Consider the following 22,139-nt stretch of genomic DNA (forward strand, 5'->3'; position numbering starts at 1 on the left):
CTCGCCCCATAAAGCTGATTAGCATATTTGCATCGGTCCTCCAGATCGCACTTGAGTACCTAAACCGCGTCGAGGAATCCGCATCCAGCGATGATGTGGAAGCCGGATAAACCGACCGCCTATTCCTCCTCATCCCTCCAAATGATTGACCTTACCTCGTCACCGTCCACGCTACCCTTCGCTAGAAGGGTGTTTACCAGCACGTGCAGTTGGTACAATTTTCCGGTGAGTAGGCGTTTGACGTGGCTGAACTGGGTTTTTAGGCGCAGTTCAACAAGGTGTCGCAGTTCCGGGTCACCTGAACGAAGACGTTCGAGAGGACGATCTCCGTATCCGAGTTCTGTTGACAGGCCAACACCAAGTCCAAGCTGCCGCTCGACGCGTGTAGCGACATCGGTAGCAACCACTAGGTCTGAGTGCGGAGCGCCGCCGGCACCGTCAGCCCTATCCCCGAGGACCAACAGTTCGGCTACTGTGCCGCCGAGCAGCATAGCAATCCAGTTATCGTAGTAGGCTGCGTTTCGGTATCCGACCCATTCTTGGGCGAACGATGTCACGCCGAGTGCTCGACTTGAGCCGGATGTAGGTACGTCACGGGAGATGGATGCCGAAACGACAGGTTCGGTGCCAAGGATTGTTGCGACCATGGCGTGACCAGCTTCATGGACGGCCACACGATACAACTCCTCTCCGGAAAGAGTGCGGCGCGGTGGCATAGCGTCCATGAGTACAGCCTCATCGAGGGGCACGCCCCTGCGGCGAGCCAGGCGACGTGCGTCGCGAGTAAGCTTTTCGATATCCGCGCCCGACCATCCCACCGATCCGGAGATGAAGCTATTAAGGTCGCCCTCAACCTGCTTGCCGCGAAGGTGATGGCGTAGAATAGCCACCCTTTCCTGCGCGTCCGGCAGGGAGATTTCGATCTGGGTCTCCAACCTTCCCGAGCGCAGCAGCGCCCTATCGATGCCGCTCGGATTGTTGCAGGCTGCGACCACGACGACACCCTCACGGCCCTCGACAGGGTCAAGGCACTCGAGAAGCCCATTAATTACCTGCCGGCGATAATCGCGATGATCAGGATCGCCACCCACTTCCCGATCACCGAAGCTATCCGCCTCGTCAATGAAGAGAATGCAAGGCGCACTGCGCGCAGCTTCAGCGAACGCCGACCGCATCGCCTTCAGATAGTCTCCCAGATGACCCTTGGCCTGCCATCTCGCTGCAGAGGCAGTGATCAGCTTGACGCCACAGGAATTGGCCAACGCCCGCGCGTAGCTAGTCTTTCCGCATCCGGGAGGACCGAAGAGGAGCGCTCCACGGTCAACGTCTTCCCACAAGATTTGTCCGTCGCGCCAGGCGCGTAGGTCTGACGCGAGCTGCAGGCCCCAGTCCTTCGCCTTCCCATACCCGTGCATATCCTCGAGACCCATTGAGGTTGGTTTCGGCGACCCCTCCTCTCGTTCGGCTGGTTTCGCCGTCATCCGTTTCAGCTGGCGTAAAGAGCTCAAGAGTGGTCGGCTCGGTCTCACCGACACGAGGATCGCGTCCAATGACTTCGTGGAAAAATACTCAGCATGCGACCTTGTCATGCCGGGGACTTTGGCGTCTCGCGCCGCAGCGAGGAAATGGTCAGGGGTAGGTTTAACGATCTCCGAAATCAGATCGGCTCCCGCGAGAAAGTCCGCAGGCAGGTAGTCTTTGTTTTCGGTGACGACGACCACTTGGCGGGCATGTTTGACCCGATCATAGACTGATCGCGCGTCGATCGATGATTGCGCGACGGTAAACACCACCGTGCGGTCATTGCCATATTCATCGACATTGGTCGGATCATCAATGAGGTTGGAAGCGGCACGACGGTAGTAATCGGTGGCATTCTCGGGAACGACGAGCACCGCGATGAACGGTAGGTTTGGGCGGCGAAGGAAAGGCCGAAGCGCGGCTCGGACACCGCAGAGCGCGACCGCGATTGCGAGATGTGGGGACGACTTCGCCCGATTGACTGATCGATATGACATTGAAAGCTTCTCCGAGGGCAACGAGACGATGGCGACGACGTCTGTCTCACCGTGCTATTCGTCTGACTGCTGTCTCCGGGCTAAGCGGAGCCTCGTCGAGATCGACCTCGATAAAGCCATGGAGAATGAGTGATGCGATGCCAGCCACGGGCTTGGTTTCCAGAAATGCCCTAAGGCAGTCCGAGAGCGGCAAAGAACCATGCTCGTCGAGCGCCGTTAGCAGGCGAAGCCGATCCCCAAGAGGTGTATCGTGGGAGGCATAGCGCAACAGGTCCCGTGCATTCCGTAGCCTGAAACCATCGTAGATTTCGGCACGGTCAAGAAGTCGGTAACGGGCATTGATGCGTGCGGCTTCTGAAGCAATAGCCGCTGCCTCGGCTGAGAGACTGCGATCCGGTGCATCCAGGTAGAGAATGGACCCTTCTTCATCGAACACCTGGAAATCGGCCACATGAACAATACCGCCGGCATCCAAGGGCGAAGACATGCATCGCCAGGCTTTGACAGAGGGGTTCACATCCAAAATGCACCCGACATCGCGGGCCACCTGCGAGCGAAACAGGCGAACACCTTCACACTTCACGGTTCCCGCAGGATGATAGGTTCTGATTGACGCGGAGTTTCTGGCAGTGCGCAGCATTGCCGCCTGCTTGGCAATTCCCATGGCATCCTCGGACAAAAAAAGATTGGTCGTCGCCGCGGACACCGCGGCAGCGAGAGTCAACCTATTCGTATGAAGTTATGTGGAATGCCGTTGCTCATGTTGCGAACATTTCATGAACAAAAAGAAAATGTCAACCCACAGGACCGAAATAATTGTTGTAACCTCACAGTCACAGGTCGTAAGCGGTGTCTTCCGTACACCTTGACCAAACTCATTTTTTTGTAACCGGTGTTCTGCTCTCACGTTGTCCAATGTCGCCTGATCTGTGATCGGCTTATCGATGGATGAAGAACGGGAGTTTCTCCGTGGAGACTACACTTGAGTTTCTCACAAACTGCAAGCCTGGAAGTGAAGTTCACCGACACTGGCCTGACCAGATCAAGGCGATAATCGTTTCGGAAAGCTTGCGGCCCGGCACTACGGTTAATGAAGTTGCGCAGCGCTATAGATTGCGGGCGAGCAGTCTTTCCACCCTGGCGGCCAATGGTGGCCTCCCACGCTTGGGGTCTGTGCGTTGCGCTGCGTCTACAAACTTGCGTTTTGACGGAGGGTTGATCGCCCTAACGGATAGGATCAAGTTTCCGGAATTCAGCACCCCAGCTAGCGGCCACCCGGTCCCGTGCATCCATCGCAGCCAAGCCCGCCGCGATCAGCGCCATGAACTCATTCCGCATCGGAACATGCACGTGAGGGTATTTCCGGAGTGCCAAAGGAAGTGGCATTCCGCCCCGAAATGCGTCCATACCCATTACGTCGAATGAAACCCGCCATTCGATTTGGTCATCAGGGATAAATTGGAACCGTGAAGGCAAACTGGTTGTCTGCGGCGTGAGACAATACCAGTCCCCGCCGATATCCACGACCGAGGGAAGTATCAGATCGGAGCCATGGATATACCATCCCAAAACGTGGCAGCTCCGTCCCTCCGTGTCGTTTGCAACCTGCGCCGCACAATTCGCGTGGCAGTCATTCGGCCGCATGCCAACGGCAAGCAATTGTTCCTCCGGGGGACGCGTGACGGTCACACGGGGTAGCGCCAACACTTCCAGAAGCGTCTTCACCTCCCATTCGGAAGGCTCAAACGCCATCTCCTCCACATTCCGAATGATGAACTGATCGAGATCGGTTTGGACTGCTTCGCTGTTGGTTGTGGTCGAGCTGGTCATGGCTACCTCTTTTTCAACCTCAGGCCCGGGTCGTTGCCTTCAGCATTACGTTGATTATCTGAGATGGCATCCTACTATCAACGGCTACCGGGGGGACCAAGATGGTATCTGGATACGACAAGAACTCACCAGACCCGAAGTATGAACCTGACCTCGGGCCAAGGGGAAACATGTTCCTGCTGGCGCTCGTCGCCTTGATCGTGGTCAGGACCTTGGGATGGGCTCTGATCTGAGATGAATAGGCGACGGCCCAGGAGTTCGCGGTTGCCTAGTTGTCGATCCCGGCACATGGTGCTGTCGTCGAACAATCAGGCCTTGTGGAAAGACCAGTGAAAAAATCAAAGCATGCCAGGAGAGTTCTCCAAAAGGGTTCTCTCGGCGCTGCCATTGGCAGTAAGGGTTTTAAGGCAGTCGGCCGTCGGAAGGTGCCGCAGGGGATAGACCAACCACCGCTTGGACGTCCATGCCTTAGCCCCGACATTCGATCCTGAGCGACTAACGCTGTAAGCCTGGTTGGCCAACAGGTGTCGGCGGCGCTGCGTCAGTATCTCGGACGGTCGAGCCTGAATTCGGCTTCGGGAATATCTATGCGCCAGAGGTTATCGGGCACAACGATGAACTCGTCCTCGTTTCGATTCACCCGGCAATACGCCTCACCTAAGTCGACCGTGGTAGCATAGACGGCCATATCAGCAAACAGTCCACGCTCAACTAGGATGCTAGCGTGCCATTTGGCGTAGTAGATCGCTTTGTCGAGCGACGTGGTCCACGACATTCCTGGAGTGTGAACGGGACCCGCACATCCACGGAAGAGGGAAATCCTCTCGGTCGATATGCCTTCAGCAACCGGAACGCAATCATGATGAGCCTGTAGTCTTGACCGGTCGCATGCGTCGAAAATCGCCTTGAGCCGATCGAAGCCGACATCTTGGAAATGGGATGTGAGGACATAGGTCGTTAGCCATGATTTCTCGAGTTCTCCCATCTGTGCCAGCCTGACGTAATTGCGCACGATGAAGTCTAGAGAGCGCTCTCCGAAGTGTCCGCGAAGATCGTCACCGTCCTTCACCGCACGCATGTAGGCTTCGATTTCCTCGCCGCTCAGTCCCGTGAAATCCCAGTCAATCATGATGGTCTGCTCCGACCTGCAGGAATCCTCGATCTCACGGAAGACCAAACCTCGGACACCTTTTTGCCTGCCGCCTGCGTCTTCGAAGGCTCGGGCCTCAAGACCTCGAGAAGGTCAGTCAACTCCCTCTCGACGGCAAGGGGGTGGACCTTGGCCGCATCCATGGCAGACAGGCTGGCCCGCGCCTTCGCAGGGTGACTCATGGTCGGAATGGTCACCGCAAGGTCATAGGCAACCTCCTCGAGGAACAGGATGTCATCGGCAAAGCGCGCGCTGATCCAGTCATTGATTTCGGGAATAGTATTCGGAACGCTGGCCCGCTTTTCCTTGAGCATGGCGACCTTGGCACGCACCGCCATCATAACCGCCACTCGGAACTGCTCGGTGGACGTATCAAGTTCAGAAAGCCATTCGGATGACAGCAAGCGGGTCGCCTGTTCCCTTGTCCACCCTGCCCCGACCAGAGCGCCGACGCCTCCGACGCCGCTGAGAACGAGAGCGCCTGCGGGACCGAATGCCAGAAGCCCAAGAGCCTTGCCCGACAGAGTTCCGACTGTGGCGAGGCCACCCTTCACGCTCGCATCCAACACCACCGAGAATGGTAGGTCGGACAACGGCATGCGGCCGCGCCAGACACGATGAAGATTACGGGCCGAGGAAACGGCCATGGCAAAGTAAGGGACATTCAAGTCACCCAGAGCCTCGCCAGCTTCCAGGGAGGTCGTCATGATAAGGTCGGCGATCTCGCGGTCGAATCCATCGACATAGAACACGAGTTTCGACCACTCTGCCCCGCTGTCGATCACAGCCTCCGCTAACTCGGAATTGGCGTAGACAGGCATGTCAGGATACTTCTCGAAATGCGTTCTCAAACCTTCCAGGCTCTGCAGGCACTTAACCTGGAATGGCACTCCGTCCACAACGAGATCGAAGCCCGCATTGTTCGAGGTCTCGGGGAAGCTGACCACGTGTCCGACTTCCACCAGACGCGCGGCCACGAGCTGTTCCGACACGTATCCGCGGAGGTTATTGGCTGCACCACCTGCGGCGGCCTCGCCCATCGATCCGATGCGGTCTGCAAACACCCCGAACTGGAAGATGTCGCCGAGGTCCTCCGAGCGGGAGAAGTCCGCTGCGGCGAGCACCATCGGATCGATGGATACCGCGTTGTATAGGATGTCTCCCGCCGACAGCGCTGTCACGGCGGCAAGCTCCAGCCCGTCCCCCTGTTTCCTTGACAGCACGCCTTCAAGCAGAGCGCCCCGTCTATCCAGGACAGAAGCCGAGGCTTTCAGGTCTCCAGGAGGCTTCAGCAAGCTGCCGCCCGTCGCACTGACGATGGCCGCATTGCGAGAGATGATATCCCCCTCCGCTTCCTTCGGGAACGTAGCAAGATCGGCCTCGGTGGCGGACCGGAAATCATTCAGTGCGTCCGCAAGACCATCGCGTCCTGCTGACAGGGCACGGAGTGACAGCTGGACCGAAACGAGAGCCGCAAGCTTGGCGGCCTGTCCGCCGTTGACGTAGTTGTTGGCGAGGTATCCGACGCCAAGGACGGCAGGAATGCTGAACAGTGGGTTCGCGAGCATGAACAGTGTCGAGACGACGGCTGGTCCGCTCATAAACGGGATGAACGCGGATGCCTGGGCGGCAAGAATGTATGCACTGAACCCCGCGAGGTTGACGCCCAGGCCAATTGAGAACGCCGCCGTTCCCGTCGCGAGCACGGTAAGCGAGGCACGGTCTCCCGCGGTCAATGCGTGACGCATGGCGTCATCCTGGAACTCCGGTGGAAGACTCTGGATATGGTCCCGTACACGCTCTTCGAGTTCGTTTACCAGATCGTCTGGGATATCACCGGATACTGCCGCCTCGGCAACAGCTTTGGCAACGAGTTGCGCCTGCTCGGCTACCAGGAAAGAGAAATCCTGATGCGGGCGTCCACGGAGCGCCTTCACTGCCTGCCAAGCTCTCTGAATCCCAGTCTGCTGTGTCTCTTCACTGTCATCCGCAACTGGCACGGACATCACGGAGGATGCCTTGGAAGCCACACCCGCGCCGACGGCATTGGCTCTTCTCGACGACAGGGGAAGTGTAGCATCCAGATCGAGGGCCGTGGCAATCCTGACCCACAGTCGAATGCGTAACGCGCGTTCCGAGATGTCTGAGGCGAACAGATCGTCTGCGGCCGCCTTCAAACGGCGGGCGAAGGCCGTGGTGTCCGACGACTGACCATCTTTCTGAAATCGAGAGATGACATCGCTGACTCGATCCATGCTCATCGACAACAGCGTGGTAGTCTCAAAGCTCGCAATCAGGTTGCAGAGATCACGACGATCAAGAACCCCGAGACCAGCGAAAATCGTCCATGGCGGTACATACATAGCTTCCCCATCAGTCACTGGGGACTTCATGCCGGATAGACCGCAGGTTGTCGAATGTTTTCCGAGAGTTGTCGCAGTCTGTCTCCGAGTGAGTGGCGCGGTGTCAAGCGTCTCTCAACTTCACCAAAACCACCTTGTTCTGCTCGCCAGCACGGCTCACATCCAGTATGCCAGAAGCCTCCGCCAGGTCGCTGAGCCTTGCATAGCCATAATTTCTGGCATCGAAGTCGGCTGACTGCTTTGAGAGGTGTGTCCCGACCCGAGCCGGGTTAGCTCGACCATCGTCGTCCGCAGATGCCTCGACCGCATTGCGGAGCATCGCTAAGGCTGCCTCGTCCAGCCTGCCGCTGGCGGCCATACCCTGTGATGTCGTGCTGTTTTCAACTTGAGGCTTCCCCCCCTTCGGGCGTCGATGCCGCCTTTTCCGGAGCCTGCTCAACAGTCCCGCCCCCCAGGACGTCCACATAGACAAACTTGTCGCAGGCAGTGATAAACGGTCTCGGGGTCTTACGCTCGCCGAAGCCGTAAACCGTCCCCCCTTGTTCCCGAATGCGAGCGGCCAAGCGCGCAAAGTCGCTGTCACTTGACACGATACAGAAACCCGAAAAGCGTCCTGTGTAGAGAAGGTTCATCGCATCGATGATCATTGCGCCGTCAGTAACGTTCTTCCCTGTTGTGCAGTCAAACTGCTGAACAGGCTGGATCGAATGCTCGAGAAGGCACTCCTTCCAACCGTTGAGATTGGGCTTTGTCCAGTCCCCGTAGATGCGCTTGACACTGGCGGTTCAGTAGTCGGCGATCTCTGCAAGCAGGCCTGAGATGATCTTCGGGGACGCGTTGTCTCCATCGATCAAAAGGGCGAGTGTGTCTGCTGTCATCTTCGGTGTCTCCAGAGGTTCAGCCTAGCCGAACCCGGAAATTCGTGCATTGACACTGATCTTGAACGTGATGAAGTCAGGCCCTCGCGGTAACGGCGGCTTCCTTATGATTTCGTCGACGGGCCTCTATGGCTCTTGGGAATGCTCCCGTAAGATTTGTTCATGCGGGGGCGTTCTGTGGCCAGATTCGCGCGTCGATTGAATGAAACGCTGCAGTCTTCTTGAATGCGGCATACAGGTCGTCGCGGAAAGCCTTGATTGCATCTAGGTTGCCTGGGTCTACCAACCATGCCCCTATGACGAATTCATAGAACTCCCGATGCTTATTGAAGTGTACCTTGCTTAGTTCGCGCTGTTGGCCTTTGGCCGAGCCCTTCACGGCTTTAACTTCTTCAATAGTCGTCGCTATCCTGTCAAAATCCTCGAGCACCTCGCGGCCTGTTACCTTCGTATAGCCATGCTCCTGCACCTCGCTCCAGAACGGCTTGTAACTAGAATCAGACAACAGTTTCCTCAAGTATTCGGAGAACATTCGGTCTGGGGGCGCGCCACCTGGCAAAGCGATAATGTGATGCTTCAGGTCCTTGGCCTGATCTCCATCAAGAATGCAAATCGCACGCATGGATGATTGGTTGAGCTTTGAGTCCTTGAATAGGCTTTTGAGCGCGTCGGCACCAATACTAGCGTCAACGAGGTGTAGAAGGTTTCTTGCCGCAGGGAACCTCGTATCCAATGACTTCGAAATGTAGTCCAGCAGCCGCTCGAGAAACAGGCGCGCCTCAGCGTCCTCGGTGTAAACAGGGATGAAAACGTTTTGGTATAGCGCGGTCCGTAGAATTCCATTGAGGTGCATTTCAATCTGCATTGGAGCCGGATCAGGCATCAGCGAGACGCTGTCGTCTTGGTCGACGATGTAGACGATACGCTTTTCCAGCAGATATGCGTGCTTCAGTATGAAGAGGCTATGGGTAGTAAAGAATACCTGTATCCTGTATTTCTCTGCGTAATCGACGATGATATCGAATAGTTTTTTCTGAGCCGAGGGATGTAGCGTCGCGTCAAACTCGTCGATCAGTAAAATGCTCTCAATGTCTCGCGCTTTCCCTTCGGCGACACTCTCGTATACGTATCGCAAGCAGTTTAATGCGGTCAGTATGATGCTGATGTTGTCTTCGCCTGACGAAATGGTGTTGGAATCTACGCCATCAACGTTGGTCACAAATTCTGAGCGCTTCTTGACGTCCGGGATGTTGTGAATGACCGGCTTATCGATTTCCAGCCGCGTCAAATGAGCGAACTGCTTCTTGAATGCAGCCTGGATTTCGAGTGGGAGCTGGTCTCGCATTGTGTTGGTTGCAACCTTGTCGCTTACCTCTCCATACGGAACGAGGCGAGACAACCCTAGATAAACCACAGGGAGCGATGGAAGGCGATCTTCGGTGTCTCTCGCATATTTTGGCTTTATCGAGAAACGAAAGTTTTTCTTATCCTGGTCACTTCTCGAGTTATGGCGACGGAATTCGAGTTCTTCTCCGCTATCGTATCTTACCTTAAACAGAGTTCCGGCCCGCCCCTCTGCGGGATTGCTGTAATGGTTCTTATCGCCCCGGGAAACCGTCTCAATTTTCGGATTAACTTTCTCGACAAACCGCTTCAGCACGGTTGTTGCCGTGGGGTCGGTGTAATGGTCATCTGAGCCTTTAACCGCCTGAAACGAGTTTGAGACGATGTGCATCAACGTCGATTTGCAGGTGCCGTTTGTGCCAGAGATCAAGTTAATGTGTTGATCAAACGATAACGTGATGTCTTTGAGTTTTCGGTATTGAATGAATTCGATTTCGGAGATCATCAGTCGCGTCTCTATCAGGAGCCTGCGTACAGCTGTGGTTCAAGGAGCATCAAATACAATCTCAGATCGATGCAAACCGTAAACTTCGCCGTCGAAATGTCATGCTTTCAACAGGTTTCTGCTGGAAGTAGCGGCAAACCTTTCGACAGACATCAGATAGCATTTTTGCTAGCCAAGACTTCGCGGATGAATCGATCCAGCGATTTTCCACCTGGTGAGTGCGCAATGGACGCATATCGATGAGCCAGGTGGACCGGTATCAGTGCATTCTGGAAAAGGTCGGTTTGCATCATCTCGATGACCGACACCATGTGCGATATGTCATCGCCATAATTGGCAATATTGACCTTGGCATGCTTGAACGGCACGCCTCCAATGCTCGTCTTCTTGGCAAACGGATAAGCGAGGGTGACGTCGAAAACCTTATTGCGACTGGTGCGCACGAGGAAGGTCTGACCATAGTACGTTTCATCACCAAAGTTCTTATTTGTCTCTATCTTGTCTGGCTCGATGAACGTCGTCCGGTACTCATCCGTAACAGGGAGGATGAATGTGCCTTCTATCGCTCGTTTATCATCGTCCTTCTTCAAGAGATTTTCGATAAGGTAAGCGTGCTCGACTACCTTGCCTGTTTTGGAAATGCCCATAACCACCGGTCCACGCATGCCTCTGTCTCGGCATTGCGCACGAATATCATGCAATAGCGACATGATGCTTCTATGGAACCGGGCGGCCTCGCCAAAAATTGCCAGAGGACCGTCAATAATCACGTTCATGTTCGCGACTATCGATGGATCAGATTCAAACGAGCATCGGATGATGTGCACCACAAGAAGATGTTCGAGGACCGACATGAGGCGGTTGAAGCACTCAGTGTTCCCACCTTCCTCATTGAAGACTTCTTGCACTCGCAATGCGTCAGTTACATAAACCCGTCGAGATGGGTCGTCATCTATGTCGACGTAGCCCGGGTCGATCGGCACGAAGAGGTTTCCCTGCAGCTCCTCACCATCAATCGGCGACTTATTCTTGAACTCAATACCCTCTCGCCCATCTCGGATAACGATCGATCCAATTGCCTGAGCATCGCCATAAGGCTGAGGCCCCCTGGCGGGATCATCATTCTTGCCGCTACGCCTGAGGAGCTCAACGAAGGTGTCATAGAGCGTTGTTCCTTGGCACTTGAACTGCTCCGCCTTGAAGATTCCCTCAAAGACGGTCGCACGGAAAAAAGACTTCGTCTTCGAGTGTTTGGCATTGGTAATGCCTGCTCCAGGAAGAATGACTTTGCTCTGGTTCGACTTTTCTTTGAGCTTTGCGATCGCAACAGGATCAACGAAAGCTGTATTGCGATCGCGGAGCCGCTTGTACTGTTCCACGAAGATCAAAACATTCGAGAACTTTATGACCCCGACCCGCACGGAAGGAAAATCCTTACGTACGACAGACTCGTAAGGCGAGGCATCGCTGGCCATTACAACTCCTTCATTGAGTTCTCTAACGAGGTGACTCACATTCACGAGCTGATTCCGGATGAACCCAATCCGGTTGCTATGATCTTTGACGGTGTCGACTGATTCAATGAATCGCTGCACCTCGGCGTCGTTCAAAACGTCGAAACCACCGCCCGCGGACGCGCGCTCGTTCGAGTAAGGCATTTCAGACGCCCTCGTTCAGGGGAGAGAACCAACTGGACGAGGAAGACTTCGCCCGGCGGTACTCTTCGCCGACGCGAGCTGGGTCAAAAAGCATAATCTGCGTCGGCGTTGTGAAGTTTGCACTCAGCGTCTTGATCCTTGCGAAACCGACGTCTTGGCAACGCTTTAGGCTCGGCGCGAAGTCTCCGAAATCATAGTACTTGGACAGCGTCCGGATTTCATCGTCGTTGTTAAGATGGGTGACGAAGAAGTTCTCGGTGTTGGACAGGATGTTCGGATGAATCGACGATGGTTCCTGCGTGGCGTAAACCATCGCCATGCCATACTTTGCGCCCTCCTTAGCGACGCGTGGCCACGTCGTGTTCAGGTCCGCTTTTTTGCCGATCAGGTTATGCGCCTCCTCCACATAGAGCACTATCCGAGGAGCAGACTGACCAGAGGTGAACTTCGCCGACGATGCAGTGAAAATGCCTTTCGCGATCCGCTCGGCCATCGTCTCCCGGATTTTAGGAACACCGACCGATAGATCGACGATGACAATGCGTCCGGATGAAAGCAGATCATAAATCTCGCTGACAATATCGTTCGAACCATCGGGCGAGTGGAACTCGCTTGCCGAAGCGCGGACGTAGTTTCCTGCTCGTATAGGTGTGTCAGACTTATGCGACCTACCTGCTAACATGGCGAGAAGTGCATGGTCCTCCGGACCGAGCCATGTGTCCTTGCCCTTCTTAATGCCACCCGTCGATTCCAGTAATTTTTCGACTTCCCTGACCTTTAGCCAGAACCTCACCGCAACCGAAGGCTCAGCTTTGAAGCCCTTGTTCATTGGCTCTAACTCGAAGAACTCGACGACAGCTCGGGCTTTCTGCGGCAAGGTCGCTTTGGCGTCTCGATCAGCCTCGGCGATAACGTGGGGATACAGGAATGAGAGGACCGCCTCGTTGATTTCGAATTCGATCTTATAGTTCGGCTTGGTTTTGAAGCCTGAATTCGCGAGGAATGATCGATAGATGGCGACCTTCCTCTTCCAACGGCCATATGAGCCGTAGTCGGATTGGTCGGGGCGCGTGAAGTCGCATGCAACGAAAGACTTCAAGTCCTCCGATAGGTTCGAGCCGTCAGCGGTAACGCCTTCAGCGATGAACTGGTGCCCAACTTCAAGGTTCTCGAAGAAGTTCACGCGAACATCCCGAAAGCCGCTTTTCGCCCCAATTCGATATCGAACGGTGTTGTCCGCAAAGACATCGGCGATCGAACTGCCCCCGTCCTGGTTGTTCGCGTTCGAATATTCACCATTGATATCGAGGATGATCTGCCCGATCGGCGTGTCGGACTCAAAGGCCGACAATGCAACTGCCGACACCATCGTCTTTGTGGTGTTGGATTTCCCGGTTCGTGTCATCCCGAACACAGCGGTGCGGCGCGCAAGGAAGTCACCAGGGAAAATCTTGACCGGAACCTGCGATTGCCCAGGACGGAGAGCGAGCTGGTTCGAGGAAGTGAATCGGACGGTGCCTATCTCGAAAGGCGACGGCGCACGCTTCATACCGATCGCGATAGCATCCTTGTCGGCCTTCGCCTTGCGAATTGGGTCCACGAAGTTGACGATTGTCGAAAGTGCTGCTGATCCAGGCTTCCGGACGACCATGTGACGTGCAGCAAAAAAGTCCTCCGCATCAGCGCCAAAGGTAAGCGCCGAGGACCCGTTGGTGAAAAATGTACCAAGCACTTTGCACTCTATGCCCGACCACTGGAGCATCGAGAACGAGATGGGTTCCTCCATGCGGAAAGCAGGGTCGCGGGTATCCGGTTTGTCCTGGAAGTGTTCCATGACTGCTCGAACCATATCTCGATCGGTCGCAAGCTCGGCACGGCCCACCACCCTCAAAAGCAAGATACGTTTGTCAATCGGGTTAGCTTTGACCATCTCACTTGGATCAGCGCTGCACGCAAGCAGGTAGCTGTTCATTGGGATGCCGCCAGCGTCCTCGCGCCATTTGTCGTTGGTCATGACCGTGACGGCGTCATAAGAGGTGTGGATCGTGTAGCCCACCAAGGACGCACCGGACTGTTCATCGAGCAACGCGCTAAGCGGGTTTGTTCCGGCGGAAAGCGTGCTTACAAGGTCCTGTATCATCCGTTTTTATCCTATCGCGTAGTTTCGGGCCAACACCTCGATGTTAGCCGACGCATTCTGCCGGCGGCGCGGAATTGGAATGATATCAGCGCCGTTTTGAAGCTCTCCACGATCTCTCAAGTCAGCAATGATGTTCGAAACCATGGTTTCCTTTGCTACAAGACGTTCGTTTTCATCAATTCTTGCTGAGTACTGGAGGTTCACCAGTGCGTATCCATGGTGTTCACCGTAAAGGCGGCGGGCATCAGGGTGATCGTCGTAAGACAGAAGCCATCGACCTGGTATTTTCCCGATCTCATTTGCCAAAGCCTCATGTTCTTCACGTCTGAAGTGGTAGCGGTACAACTTGTCGGCCTTAGCAAAGAACGGGGGGTCGAGATACCAAAACAGGCTTTCTGGGCGATCACGGACGATAGACGTCCTGCGCACGTCGCGTATTGTCTTTGTATAGCTTTCGTTCCGAACGAACCTGACGCGATGGCGTAGACGTGACAACTCGAGAATGCGCTCTGCAAGCTTTGTACGGTTGAAGCGGCAATCAACTTTATAAGCACTGGACTGCGACATACCTCCAATTGGGCCAGCGTTCTGATGAAGTGCCCCAGAGAAACTTGTCCTGTTCAAGAATAGGCATTTGAAGGCCGCGGCTAGCCCATAATTTGCGGGCGAGTGTTTTAGGCGTTGCCATTCCTCAAGAGTAACGTTGGCGTCGTAAACCATGTCGGCGAGCGTTTCGGCCTCTGGCGAAAACACGGTTGCCCAGAAAGATGCGACCAAAGGATCAGCGTCTACCAAGGCGATCATGTCGACATAGTCTGCCTCGAGAAGAGAGATCGAGACTGAAGCCCCGCCAGCAAACGGCTCCACAAATAGCGCGGGTCGAACTCGGGTTTTCGAGATCAGGTCAGCAATCAAAGGGGCTAGCTTTCGCTTTCCACCCGGATAACGAAGAGGAGAGATGTCTGAACGCGTACACCATTTTACCACGTCGATTGGGTCTACATCGTTATTGGAACCTACTTCACTTCTCATATACTCAACCCCAACGCGATTCGTGACGCTCAATCAACGTATGTCGCTGACAAGTTTTTCACAACATGATCCTCGCCTGTGTCCCATGTAGACATCTCAGGTTACATAAAAGAGCATCATCGGTAAGTCTTACACGCATGCCGCTATGGACTTTCTCACCAACAAGAATTTTTCACATGCGATGAGCGTTTGACGCGAATCATTCACCGGATCATGTCCCGCCGGTGTTTCGTTAAGTTTTACCGGCCATAGTTGCCTCGTGGAATGCTCCAGGCGACACCATTCGGTTTCGCCTGGAGCAACTGAGACGCGGTTTACTCGCAAAGCTGGCGCGTCTCGCAGAGTGGGGGCGGCTTTCGGTATCAAGCCGCCCTCAGGTCATCCTGGCTTAACGATGAAATCCATACGTCTTTGCCCACGTCGTAGATTCCGGGAAGCCGGAAGTATCGATCAATCAAAACGAACTTCTGAGAAGACACTACAGCCAGAGGCAATTCGTGGACGATCGCAGTTGCAGCAATGGCGATATGATAACCAAAGCTCGGATTTGCCGCCTTCGGGTTTGGCAACCACAGAGTTTTGAGTGGGCGGCACTCGAGCATTGAGGCGAAGACCTTTGCCTTCTCCAGGGCTAGGCCTTCAACCAACCTCCATGAGCCGACGATGTTCGAATACCATGCGCGTAGTTCGGCGGCACGCTTCGGATTGTAAATCGAAAGGCGGTGAATCCCACGCTGAATGTCGATGAGTGTCTCAGGTGCCAACACGCAATCGTGCTCGGCAATCACACGGGAAATGTCGAACGAGGGTCTCGGCTTGCTGGTTTCACTAAGCGCGCAAGACGATACTAAATACTTCAATTTCGGTTCTCCTTCAGATCGAGGTCTTCATTAACCTCGCAGAGAACAATGCCCTGAAATCACCGGCGAAACGTTACTATCCATGATGAGCCAGGCACAAAATGGGTGCCCCTAACGATTAGCTATGTTTTCCTAACGTGAATGATGCCCAATTCAAATTCAGCGAAGTGACCCGATCAGCCCGCAGACGGACAAACCAAGCCAGCAAAATCACCAGACATATTCTTGGCATATCTGGCGCTACACAAATAGTGGCGACCCCTGCAGGACTCGAACCTGCGACCTACTGCTTAGAAGGCAGTTGCTCTATCCAGTTGAGCTAAGGGGCCACGATGATCGTCACCTAAACTCAGTGTGTCCAGGGCTGCTGACGATTGAAGCGGAAATTGTCGGAGTAGGATACGATCTGACGCGAGCTTTCTTTCGGCGGAATGACCCGGTACTCTATTCCTTCACGGGTCGCATAAGCCTCGGCCTGCTCTTGCGTTTCAAACGTTAGGCGAACCTGCTGCTTCATATCAGAAGAAGATGTATAGCCCAGGATCGGATCAATCCGGCGAGGCTCTTCCTGATCGAACTCAAGAACCCAAAGATGAGTCTTCGCCTTGCCAGATTGCATAGCAGTTTTTGCAGGACGATAGATCTTAGCGGTCATCTTTTGCTCACGCTCCGGTACACATATTGCAAATAGCAACATGCTGAAATCTAATTCCAGCTGCGGGCTTCGTCCACCACCGGAAAGCGTCACGCCTCACAATATGTTGGAGGAAGCTTAACCGCCGCTTTTTAACGGTGGTCGGAGTGGAGAGATTCGAACTCCCGACCCTCTGGTCCCAAACCAGATGCGCTACCAGACTGCGCTACACTCCGTTCCAACGATGTGTGCGAGATACACGCTTCGATGCCAGCCCGCAACACCTAAATTCATCACCCAACAGGGAATTTTTCATTCCAAAGCAAGAAGGGCGGGTTTCCCCGAATTTGCCATATGCTCAGAAGCACACTGGGCCGAAATTTCCACCGTTGCGGACCAATCCTTCAGTCCAGATTACCGATCCATCTGCTGAAGACACGATCGCCTTGCTTGATGCCGTATTTATCGACAAGGCCAGCATTTAATTCGAGCGTGAAGCGCACAGCTCCACCGGAGGAAATCACGGTTTCATCGTGGGGTTTTGCACCCTCGTGAATGTGTTCAATCCTGCCCTCTTGATCAATAAACAGCATATCGAGGGGGATGTAGGTGTTTTTCATCCACATGTTGACGACGCGCGGCTGCTCGAAATCAAAGAGCATTCCGGCTGTGTCCGGCATGGATTGCCGGAACATGAGCCCCTGCTCTCGCTGCCGTGCATCGATCGCCAATTCCACATGGAAATGATGTTCTCCTTGAGCTGTCCGGATAATCAATGGTTCGGTATCGAACCGAAGCTGAGCCAGTGCAGCCAATGGGATAAACAGAAAGAGCGCCAATATGGCGCTCAGGTATCCAAGTTTGAAGTTTGCCATGTGCATCAGTGAGCCCGAGGCACGATCGAAGGGCCATCTGGATGAATTTCTGCAGCCATAAGCCCCTTGTCTCCATCCCCGAACCGCACAAGAACCACCTGACCTGGCCGCAGTTCCGTCAAGCCATAACGACGCAGTGTTTCCATGTGAATAAAGATGTCTTCGGTGCCTTCACCGCGCGTCAAAAAGCCGAATCCCTTTGTGCGATTGAACCACTTGACGATAGCACGCTCCAGCCCGCTCGTTGGTGTGACCTGAACATGTGTCCGCATGGGCGGCATTTGCGATGGATGAACCGCTGTGGATTGATCCATTGAAAGGATGCGAAAGGCTTGGTAGCCCCGATCCTTCATCTGAACCAGGGCAACTATGCGCGTCCCTTCAAGAATGGTCTGGTATCCATCGCGACGCAGGCAGGTGACATGCAGAAGAACATCTTGCATCCCGTTATCCGGGATAATGAAGCCGAACCCCTTGGCGACATCGAACCACTTAACCACACCCGTTATCTCGATCAGCTCAACTGGTTCCCCACCGAGATCTTCGAAACTGGCAACGCCTTTCGATGAGATTCTATCAGCCATTCTGTTAGCCCCTGGGTTACGCGTCACGATGGCACGGTTAACTGATTCTTAGAAGATATGTTAACATTGCGCCAATCGTCCAGCGCAAGCCCTTCACCCCTCTTTTTCCAAAGCTTTGTAGCCTTTCCGCCTTGTCCGAGGCTGTTCATCGTATCATATCAAAGGGCCTGCATATTAACCCATGCACAATTCGAACAGAGGTTTTTGCCACCCATGCGCTACCTGCACACCATGGTTCGCATCAAGGATCTTGATGCATCGCTTGATTTTTACACACGCGTTTTCGGACTTCAGGAAGTGCGCCGCATCGAGAACGAGAAAGGGCGCTTCACCCTCATCTTTCTAGCGGCACAAGAAGATGTCGCAAGCGGAACGGAACGTCAGGCCCCGCTGCTTGAGCTCACCTACAACTGGGATACAGAGGATTATGCTGGCGGGCGCAATTTTGGTCACCTCGCTTATGAAGTCGATAACATCTACGATTTCTGCCAGCGCCTTCGAGATATGGGCGTTACCATCAACCGTCCACCCCGGGATGGCAACATGGCCTTCATCAAGTCGCCGGACGGGATCTCGATAGAGCTGCTTCAGAAAGGTCCAGCTCTCGAGCCTGCAGAGCCCTGGCTTTCCATGCCAAACACCGGCAGCTGGTAAGCCGGTGGAGAGTGCCGCTTCTTTCGCCACTCTTTCATCCAAGTCCCAAGCTTCACACAGGCTTGAAAGAGCAGCATGGGGACGTTCGCTTTAACGAGAGAGTTCGTCCTCATGCCGCATCCAATAGGGAACCTCCCTTCCTGCCTGATCAAAGTAGCGATGGCACTTATCGCTGGCTCCAGCCTCAGCGGATGCAGTGTCGACCTGTTGTCCAAAGTGGGATTGGAAAAGAAGCAGACCCCCGTCGAACTTACCCAAACCGTAACACCTCAAGACCCGGATCAATCCGCGCCCGGCCGGCAATCCGGGCGGAACGCAATCTATGTGGATCCTATGGTTGCCAAGGCAGGCTCTCAGAAGCGCGCCGAGGCAGGCCAGATGGCAGCAAACCACAAGCCGGACACCCAAACGCAAAAGGCATCGCCTGCATTGGCGCACACCAGCGCAAGTGCGACGCCTGCAAACGATCTCGGCCAGGTGGTCACGCAACCCACCGCTGTCACGGCCAGCGCCAACAGCATTTACTCGCTGGCCAATGCGCAAGTGGCGGCAGCAGAGGGAATTGCTGCATACGCACCGGTGAGGAACATAAACCCCATGTCAGGCAGCGTTTTCAGCGCACGGCTACCCGCGGAGCCAACAGCAGAGGCACCCTCACAAACACAGCCTGCCGCAGGCGGGAACGGGGACGGCCTTTGGTGAAAAACGCACAGATCAACTTTAACTACCAATCGACAACTCATTGTATTTACGAAAACTTCCTCCGAAATCCACAGTCCCGCAAAGGATGCAATTTTTTCCGCTGAACGTTGAAAAAGGCTCTTGCCTATCCGCGAGTCGCCCCATATAAGGGCGCCACAGCACGCGCCCTTCGTCTATCGGTTAGGACGCCAGATTTTCATTCTGGAAAGAGGGGTTCGATTCCCCTAGGGCGTGCCATTTCCCGCTATGTTTATTCGAGAATAATGTTCACGCAACACGTCAGGCTCTCCGGCTTGATGATTGATTATGCTTGTCTATTTTCAAAACAGGCAAAAAGAAAAAACTTGGTCTCAATCCGATTTTTTCGCTTGCTTATCCAAAATTGCCGGTTATAACGGCGCCCACAGCACGCGCCCTTCGTCTATCGGTTAGGACGCCAGATTTTCATTCTGGAAAGAGGGGTTCGATTCCCCTAGGGCGTGCCATCTTTTCCTTAATTTTCTTCCCGGCTTGCTAGGCATTCTCCTATGTATGCGCTGTTGCGTGCATATTTTCGATGCCGCCCTAACCTGTGGAAAACTAAGCAAATTTCCTCTCATTTTTTCATTTTGACACTTGCATGACAGCCATCTCGCCCATATAAGGGCGCCACAGCACGCGCCCTTCGTCTATCGGTTAGGACGCCAGATTTTCATTCTGGAAAGAGGGGTTCGATTCCCCTAGGGCGTGCCATTTATCCCATTCGTCACATTGATTACGGTAGCGTCTGCTCTGCTGCGTTCACGCGAGTACGCGGCCCCCTTGGGTGCCTTCAGAATGGTCGCTTAAATGCATTCTGTGATGGTTCAGGCTGCTTTTGCTGCATCCAGTATACGCAACTGAACGCGGCGGCTTCCCTGCCAATGATCCGCTGAAAGACAGCCCGCCACATGAAGCTGGCTGCCGCGCGACGATAAAAGCAGCTGCCCAAGAGGTGTATCGCCAGCACGGAAGGCAATGCCTTCCAGTCGAGAGCCGTCCAGCGCCTGAAGAACGACCTTCACATGCGCGACACCAATCAATCTTGCATCGACAACTCGGTGGGCTGGCACTGCGAAAACGGGCTGGCTGTGGCCGGAACCGTAAGGTCCGGCCTGTTCCAACTGATCGATCAAGGCAAGCGTTGCACCGGACGCGGCCAGTGCACCATCTATCTTCAGAACATGATTGGCAACCAGTTCCGGAACGACGGCCTGTGCAGCCGCCTCAAAATGCGCTCGAACGAGACCGAGTTTCTTACGCTGCACAGTCAAACCGGCAGCCATGGCATGGCCACCGCCCTTTACCAGCAATCCATCCTCTACGGCGCTGCGCACCATTTTGCCCATATCGAAACCAGGTATGGAACGCCCTGAACCTGTTCCCTTTCCTGATCCGTTAAATGCGATGGCAAATGCCGGACGCTTAAACTTTTCCTTCAATCTAGCGGCAAGAAGCCCCACGATACCGGGATGCCAATTATCCCGTGCTGTAACGATAACCGATGCGTTTTGGCCATCACCATATTCGGCAATGACTTCCGCCTCGGCTTCCGCCAGCATTTGTGCCTCCATGGCCTGTCGCTCACGGTTTAGATCGTCCAGCTGCCCGGCAATTTCTTCAGCCTCAATTGAGTCGTCCAAGGTAAGCAGGCGGCTACCAAGCGCCGCATCGCCGATGCGACCGCCGGCATTGATGCGTGGTCCGATCAAAAAGCCGAAATGGTAGGGCGTGACAGGGCCACCAAGCCCCGTGCGCCGGAACAAGGCCGCAAGGCCAGCATTGCCCATATGCCTCGCCGCCATCAGTCCCTTCACGACATATGCCCGATTAAGACCTTTCAACGGAACGACATCGCAAACAGTCGCCAGGGCGACGAGATCCAGCCAGGACAACAGATCGAGCGCGTTTGCCCTTGGGTGGTTGCGCTCTCGCAGGATACGAGCCGTCGCCACAAGCACCAGAAACACAACACCTGCCGCGCAGAGATGCCCTTGGCCGGAAAGATCATCATTTCTGTTGGGATTGACCAGAGCAAGACATGGCGGAAGCTGCGGCCCCATCTGATGGTGGTCGATCACCACCACATCGCAGTTCTCTTCAGCGGCCGCGGCAAGCGCCTCGTGGCTGGTTGACCCGCAATCGACCGTCACGATTAGTTTAGCACCATTGGCGATGAGCTGGCGCATCGCCGCGGGGTTTGGGCCATAGCCCTCGAAGATTCTGTCCGGGATATAAATGTGATCCGGCACGTCGAAATATTTCAGGAAACGGGAAAGCAGTGCTGATGAGGCCGCGCCATCGACATCATAATCGCCGAAGATGGCAACACGTTCGCGGCGCTGCACGGCATCGGCAAGGCGGGATGCTGCCTTTTCGCAATCCACAAGCGTTTTGGGATCTGGCATCAACCGCCTTATCGTAGGGTCCAGGAATGCGGGCGCGTCATCGACTGCCACACCTCTTCCCGCCAGCACTCTGGCGATCAAATCTGGAATGCCGTGCAGTTGCGCTATGGCAAGCGCGCGATTCTGCCCTGCCTGATCCAGCCGGGAAACCCAGCGGTTGCCGCTGACAGACTGCTCAATACCCAGAAAGGCGCGCTGAATAGGATCGACGGGTTCACTCATGAAACCAAGGATGTAAGCGAAGCGGGAAACTTGCACAACAGACTTAGGCAAAGCCCCGCGCAATTACACAGTCACAGCCCTAGAACATGCGCTGATAGGGCCGCCGCAGAAACGCGTGTGCTTGCGCTGCAGACTCGACATGCAGTGAAATGAAAAACAGACACGTGAGAAAAGAGGCGGGCAGATGGCGGCACGCTCTAGGGCGTGTGGACATTCATTTTGAGTTGATGAGTGCGGCACATAGATTGATTATAGCGGCATAGG

At 54.7% G+C, this 22,139-nt stretch carries 16 protein-coding genes, 5 tRNA genes and 1 pseudogene; 5 read left to right on the forward strand and 17 right to left on the reverse strand.

The genetic code is table 11. The features are described 5' to 3' along the window. Positions 1–119: 119 nt before the first annotated feature. The 16 genes and pseudogenes from ACFSE1_RS06135 to ACFSE1_RS06210 all read right to left on the reverse strand — a co-directional run bounded on the left by ACFSE1_RS06135 (position 120) and on the right by ACFSE1_RS06210 (position 17,871). A complete protein-coding gene (locus ACFSE1_RS06135) occupies positions 120–2,018 on the reverse strand; it encodes an AAA family ATPase (RefSeq protein ID WP_377397945.1) in 1,899 nt (632 codons plus the stop codon). A gap of 46 nt (positions 2,019–2,064) precedes the next feature. Continuing rightward, positions 2,065–2,682, reverse strand: coding sequence for a hypothetical protein (locus ACFSE1_RS06140; RefSeq protein ID WP_377397948.1), 618 nt, complete (start codon positions 2,680–2,682; stop codon positions 2,065–2,067). Between the two features lie 560 nt (positions 2,683–3,242). Continuing rightward, positions 3,243–3,848 (reverse strand): P-loop NTPase family protein, encoded by a 606-nt coding sequence (locus ACFSE1_RS06145; RefSeq protein WP_377397951.1) that lies wholly within the window; start codon positions 3,846–3,848, stop codon positions 3,243–3,245. A 541-nt stretch (positions 3,849–4,389) separates the two neighbouring features. Then, on the reverse strand, positions 4,390–4,977 hold the full coding sequence (locus ACFSE1_RS06150) for a hypothetical protein (protein WP_377397954.1): 588 nt from the start codon (positions 4,975–4,977) through the stop codon (positions 4,390–4,392). Beyond that, positions 4,974–7,361, reverse strand: a complete 2,388-nt coding sequence (locus tag ACFSE1_RS06155; protein ID WP_377397957.1) for a hypothetical protein — start codon at positions 7,359–7,361, stop codon at positions 4,974–4,976. The genes ACFSE1_RS06150 and ACFSE1_RS06155 overlap by 4 nt, the downstream gene beginning before the upstream one ends. 103 nt (positions 7,362–7,464) lie before the next feature. Then, positions 7,465–8,239 (reverse strand): annotated as a pseudogene (locus tag ACFSE1_RS19450) (NYN domain-containing protein). Between the two features lie 160 nt (positions 8,240–8,399). Further along, positions 8,400–10,088, reverse strand: coding sequence for an AAA family ATPase (locus ACFSE1_RS06165; protein WP_377397960.1), 1,689 nt, complete (start codon positions 10,086–10,088; stop codon positions 8,400–8,402). A gap of 152 nt (positions 10,089–10,240) precedes the next feature. Beyond that, positions 10,241–11,746 carry a hypothetical protein gene (locus ACFSE1_RS06170; RefSeq protein WP_377397963.1) on the reverse strand — a complete coding sequence of 502 codons (1,506 nt, stop codon included), beginning with the start codon at positions 11,744–11,746 and terminating at the stop codon, positions 10,241–10,243. A 1-nt stretch (position 11,747) separates the two neighbouring features. After that, positions 11,748–13,886: an ATP-binding protein gene (locus ACFSE1_RS06175; protein ID WP_377397965.1), complete on the reverse strand. Its 2,139-nt coding sequence runs from the start codon at positions 13,884–13,886 to the stop codon at positions 11,748–11,750. A 6-nt stretch (positions 13,887–13,892) separates the two neighbouring features. Next, positions 13,893–14,918 (reverse strand): DNA adenine methylase, encoded by a 1,026-nt coding sequence (locus tag ACFSE1_RS06180; RefSeq protein WP_377397968.1) that lies wholly within the window; start codon positions 14,916–14,918, stop codon positions 13,893–13,895. A 362-nt stretch (positions 14,919–15,280) separates the two neighbouring features. Beyond that, positions 15,281–15,778, reverse strand: coding sequence for a PIN domain-containing protein (locus tag ACFSE1_RS06185; protein ID WP_377397971.1), 498 nt, complete (start codon positions 15,776–15,778; stop codon positions 15,281–15,283). Between the two features lie 252 nt (positions 15,779–16,030). After that, positions 16,031–16,107 (reverse strand) — tRNA-Arg (locus ACFSE1_RS06190). A 20-nt stretch (positions 16,108–16,127) separates the two neighbouring features. Next, positions 16,128–16,433, reverse strand: a complete 306-nt coding sequence (locus ACFSE1_RS06195) for an ETC complex I subunit (protein WP_377397974.1) — start codon at positions 16,431–16,433, stop codon at positions 16,128–16,130. A 138-nt stretch (positions 16,434–16,571) separates the two neighbouring features. After that, a tRNA-Pro gene (locus ACFSE1_RS06200) sits at positions 16,572–16,648 on the reverse strand. A gap of 168 nt (positions 16,649–16,816) precedes the next feature. Further along, positions 16,817–17,293: a DUF192 domain-containing protein gene (locus tag ACFSE1_RS06205; RefSeq protein WP_377397977.1), complete on the reverse strand. Its 477-nt coding sequence runs from the start codon at positions 17,291–17,293 to the stop codon at positions 16,817–16,819. Further along, the gene (locus ACFSE1_RS06210) at positions 17,293–17,871 is read right to left on the reverse strand and encodes a cold-shock protein (RefSeq protein WP_377397980.1); all 579 of its coding nucleotides are present in this window, start codon (positions 17,869–17,871) and stop codon (positions 17,293–17,295) included. Before ACFSE1_RS06210 ends, ACFSE1_RS06205 begins: the two co-directional genes overlap by 1 nt. Positions 17,872–18,084: 213 nt before the next feature. On the opposite strand from ACFSE1_RS06210, the gene gloA reads away from it, so the two are divergent. The 5 genes from gloA (at position 18,085) to ACFSE1_RS06235 (ending at position 19,959) form a co-directional block, all read left to right on the forward strand. Then, positions 18,085–18,525 (forward strand): lactoylglutathione lyase, encoded by a 441-nt coding sequence (gene gloA / locus ACFSE1_RS06215; protein WP_377397983.1) that lies wholly within the window; start codon positions 18,085–18,087, stop codon positions 18,523–18,525. A 159-nt stretch (positions 18,526–18,684) separates the two neighbouring features. Then, positions 18,685–19,227, forward strand: coding sequence for a hypothetical protein (locus ACFSE1_RS06220; RefSeq protein WP_377397986.1), 543 nt, complete (start codon positions 18,685–18,687; stop codon positions 19,225–19,227). A 162-nt stretch (positions 19,228–19,389) separates the two neighbouring features. Next, positions 19,390–19,464, forward strand: a tRNA-Glu gene (locus ACFSE1_RS06225). Positions 19,465–19,637: 173 nt separating this feature from the next. Then, positions 19,638–19,712: transfer RNA gene (locus ACFSE1_RS06230), tRNA-Glu, on the forward strand. A 172-nt stretch (positions 19,713–19,884) separates the two neighbouring features. Beyond that, a tRNA-Glu gene (locus tag ACFSE1_RS06235) sits at positions 19,885–19,959 on the forward strand. Between the two features lie 113 nt (positions 19,960–20,072). On the opposite strand, the gene recJ is transcribed toward ACFSE1_RS06235, so the two are convergent. Next, positions 20,073–21,875, reverse strand: coding sequence for a single-stranded-DNA-specific exonuclease RecJ (gene recJ, locus ACFSE1_RS06240; protein ID WP_377397989.1), 1,803 nt, complete (start codon positions 21,873–21,875; stop codon positions 20,073–20,075). Positions 21,876–22,139 lie beyond the last annotated feature (264 nt).

Origin of the sequence: Affinirhizobium helianthi, assembly GCF_042680945.1 — a bacterium.
GTDB lineage: Bacteria > Pseudomonadota > Alphaproteobacteria > Rhizobiales > Rhizobiaceae > Neorhizobium > Neorhizobium helianthi.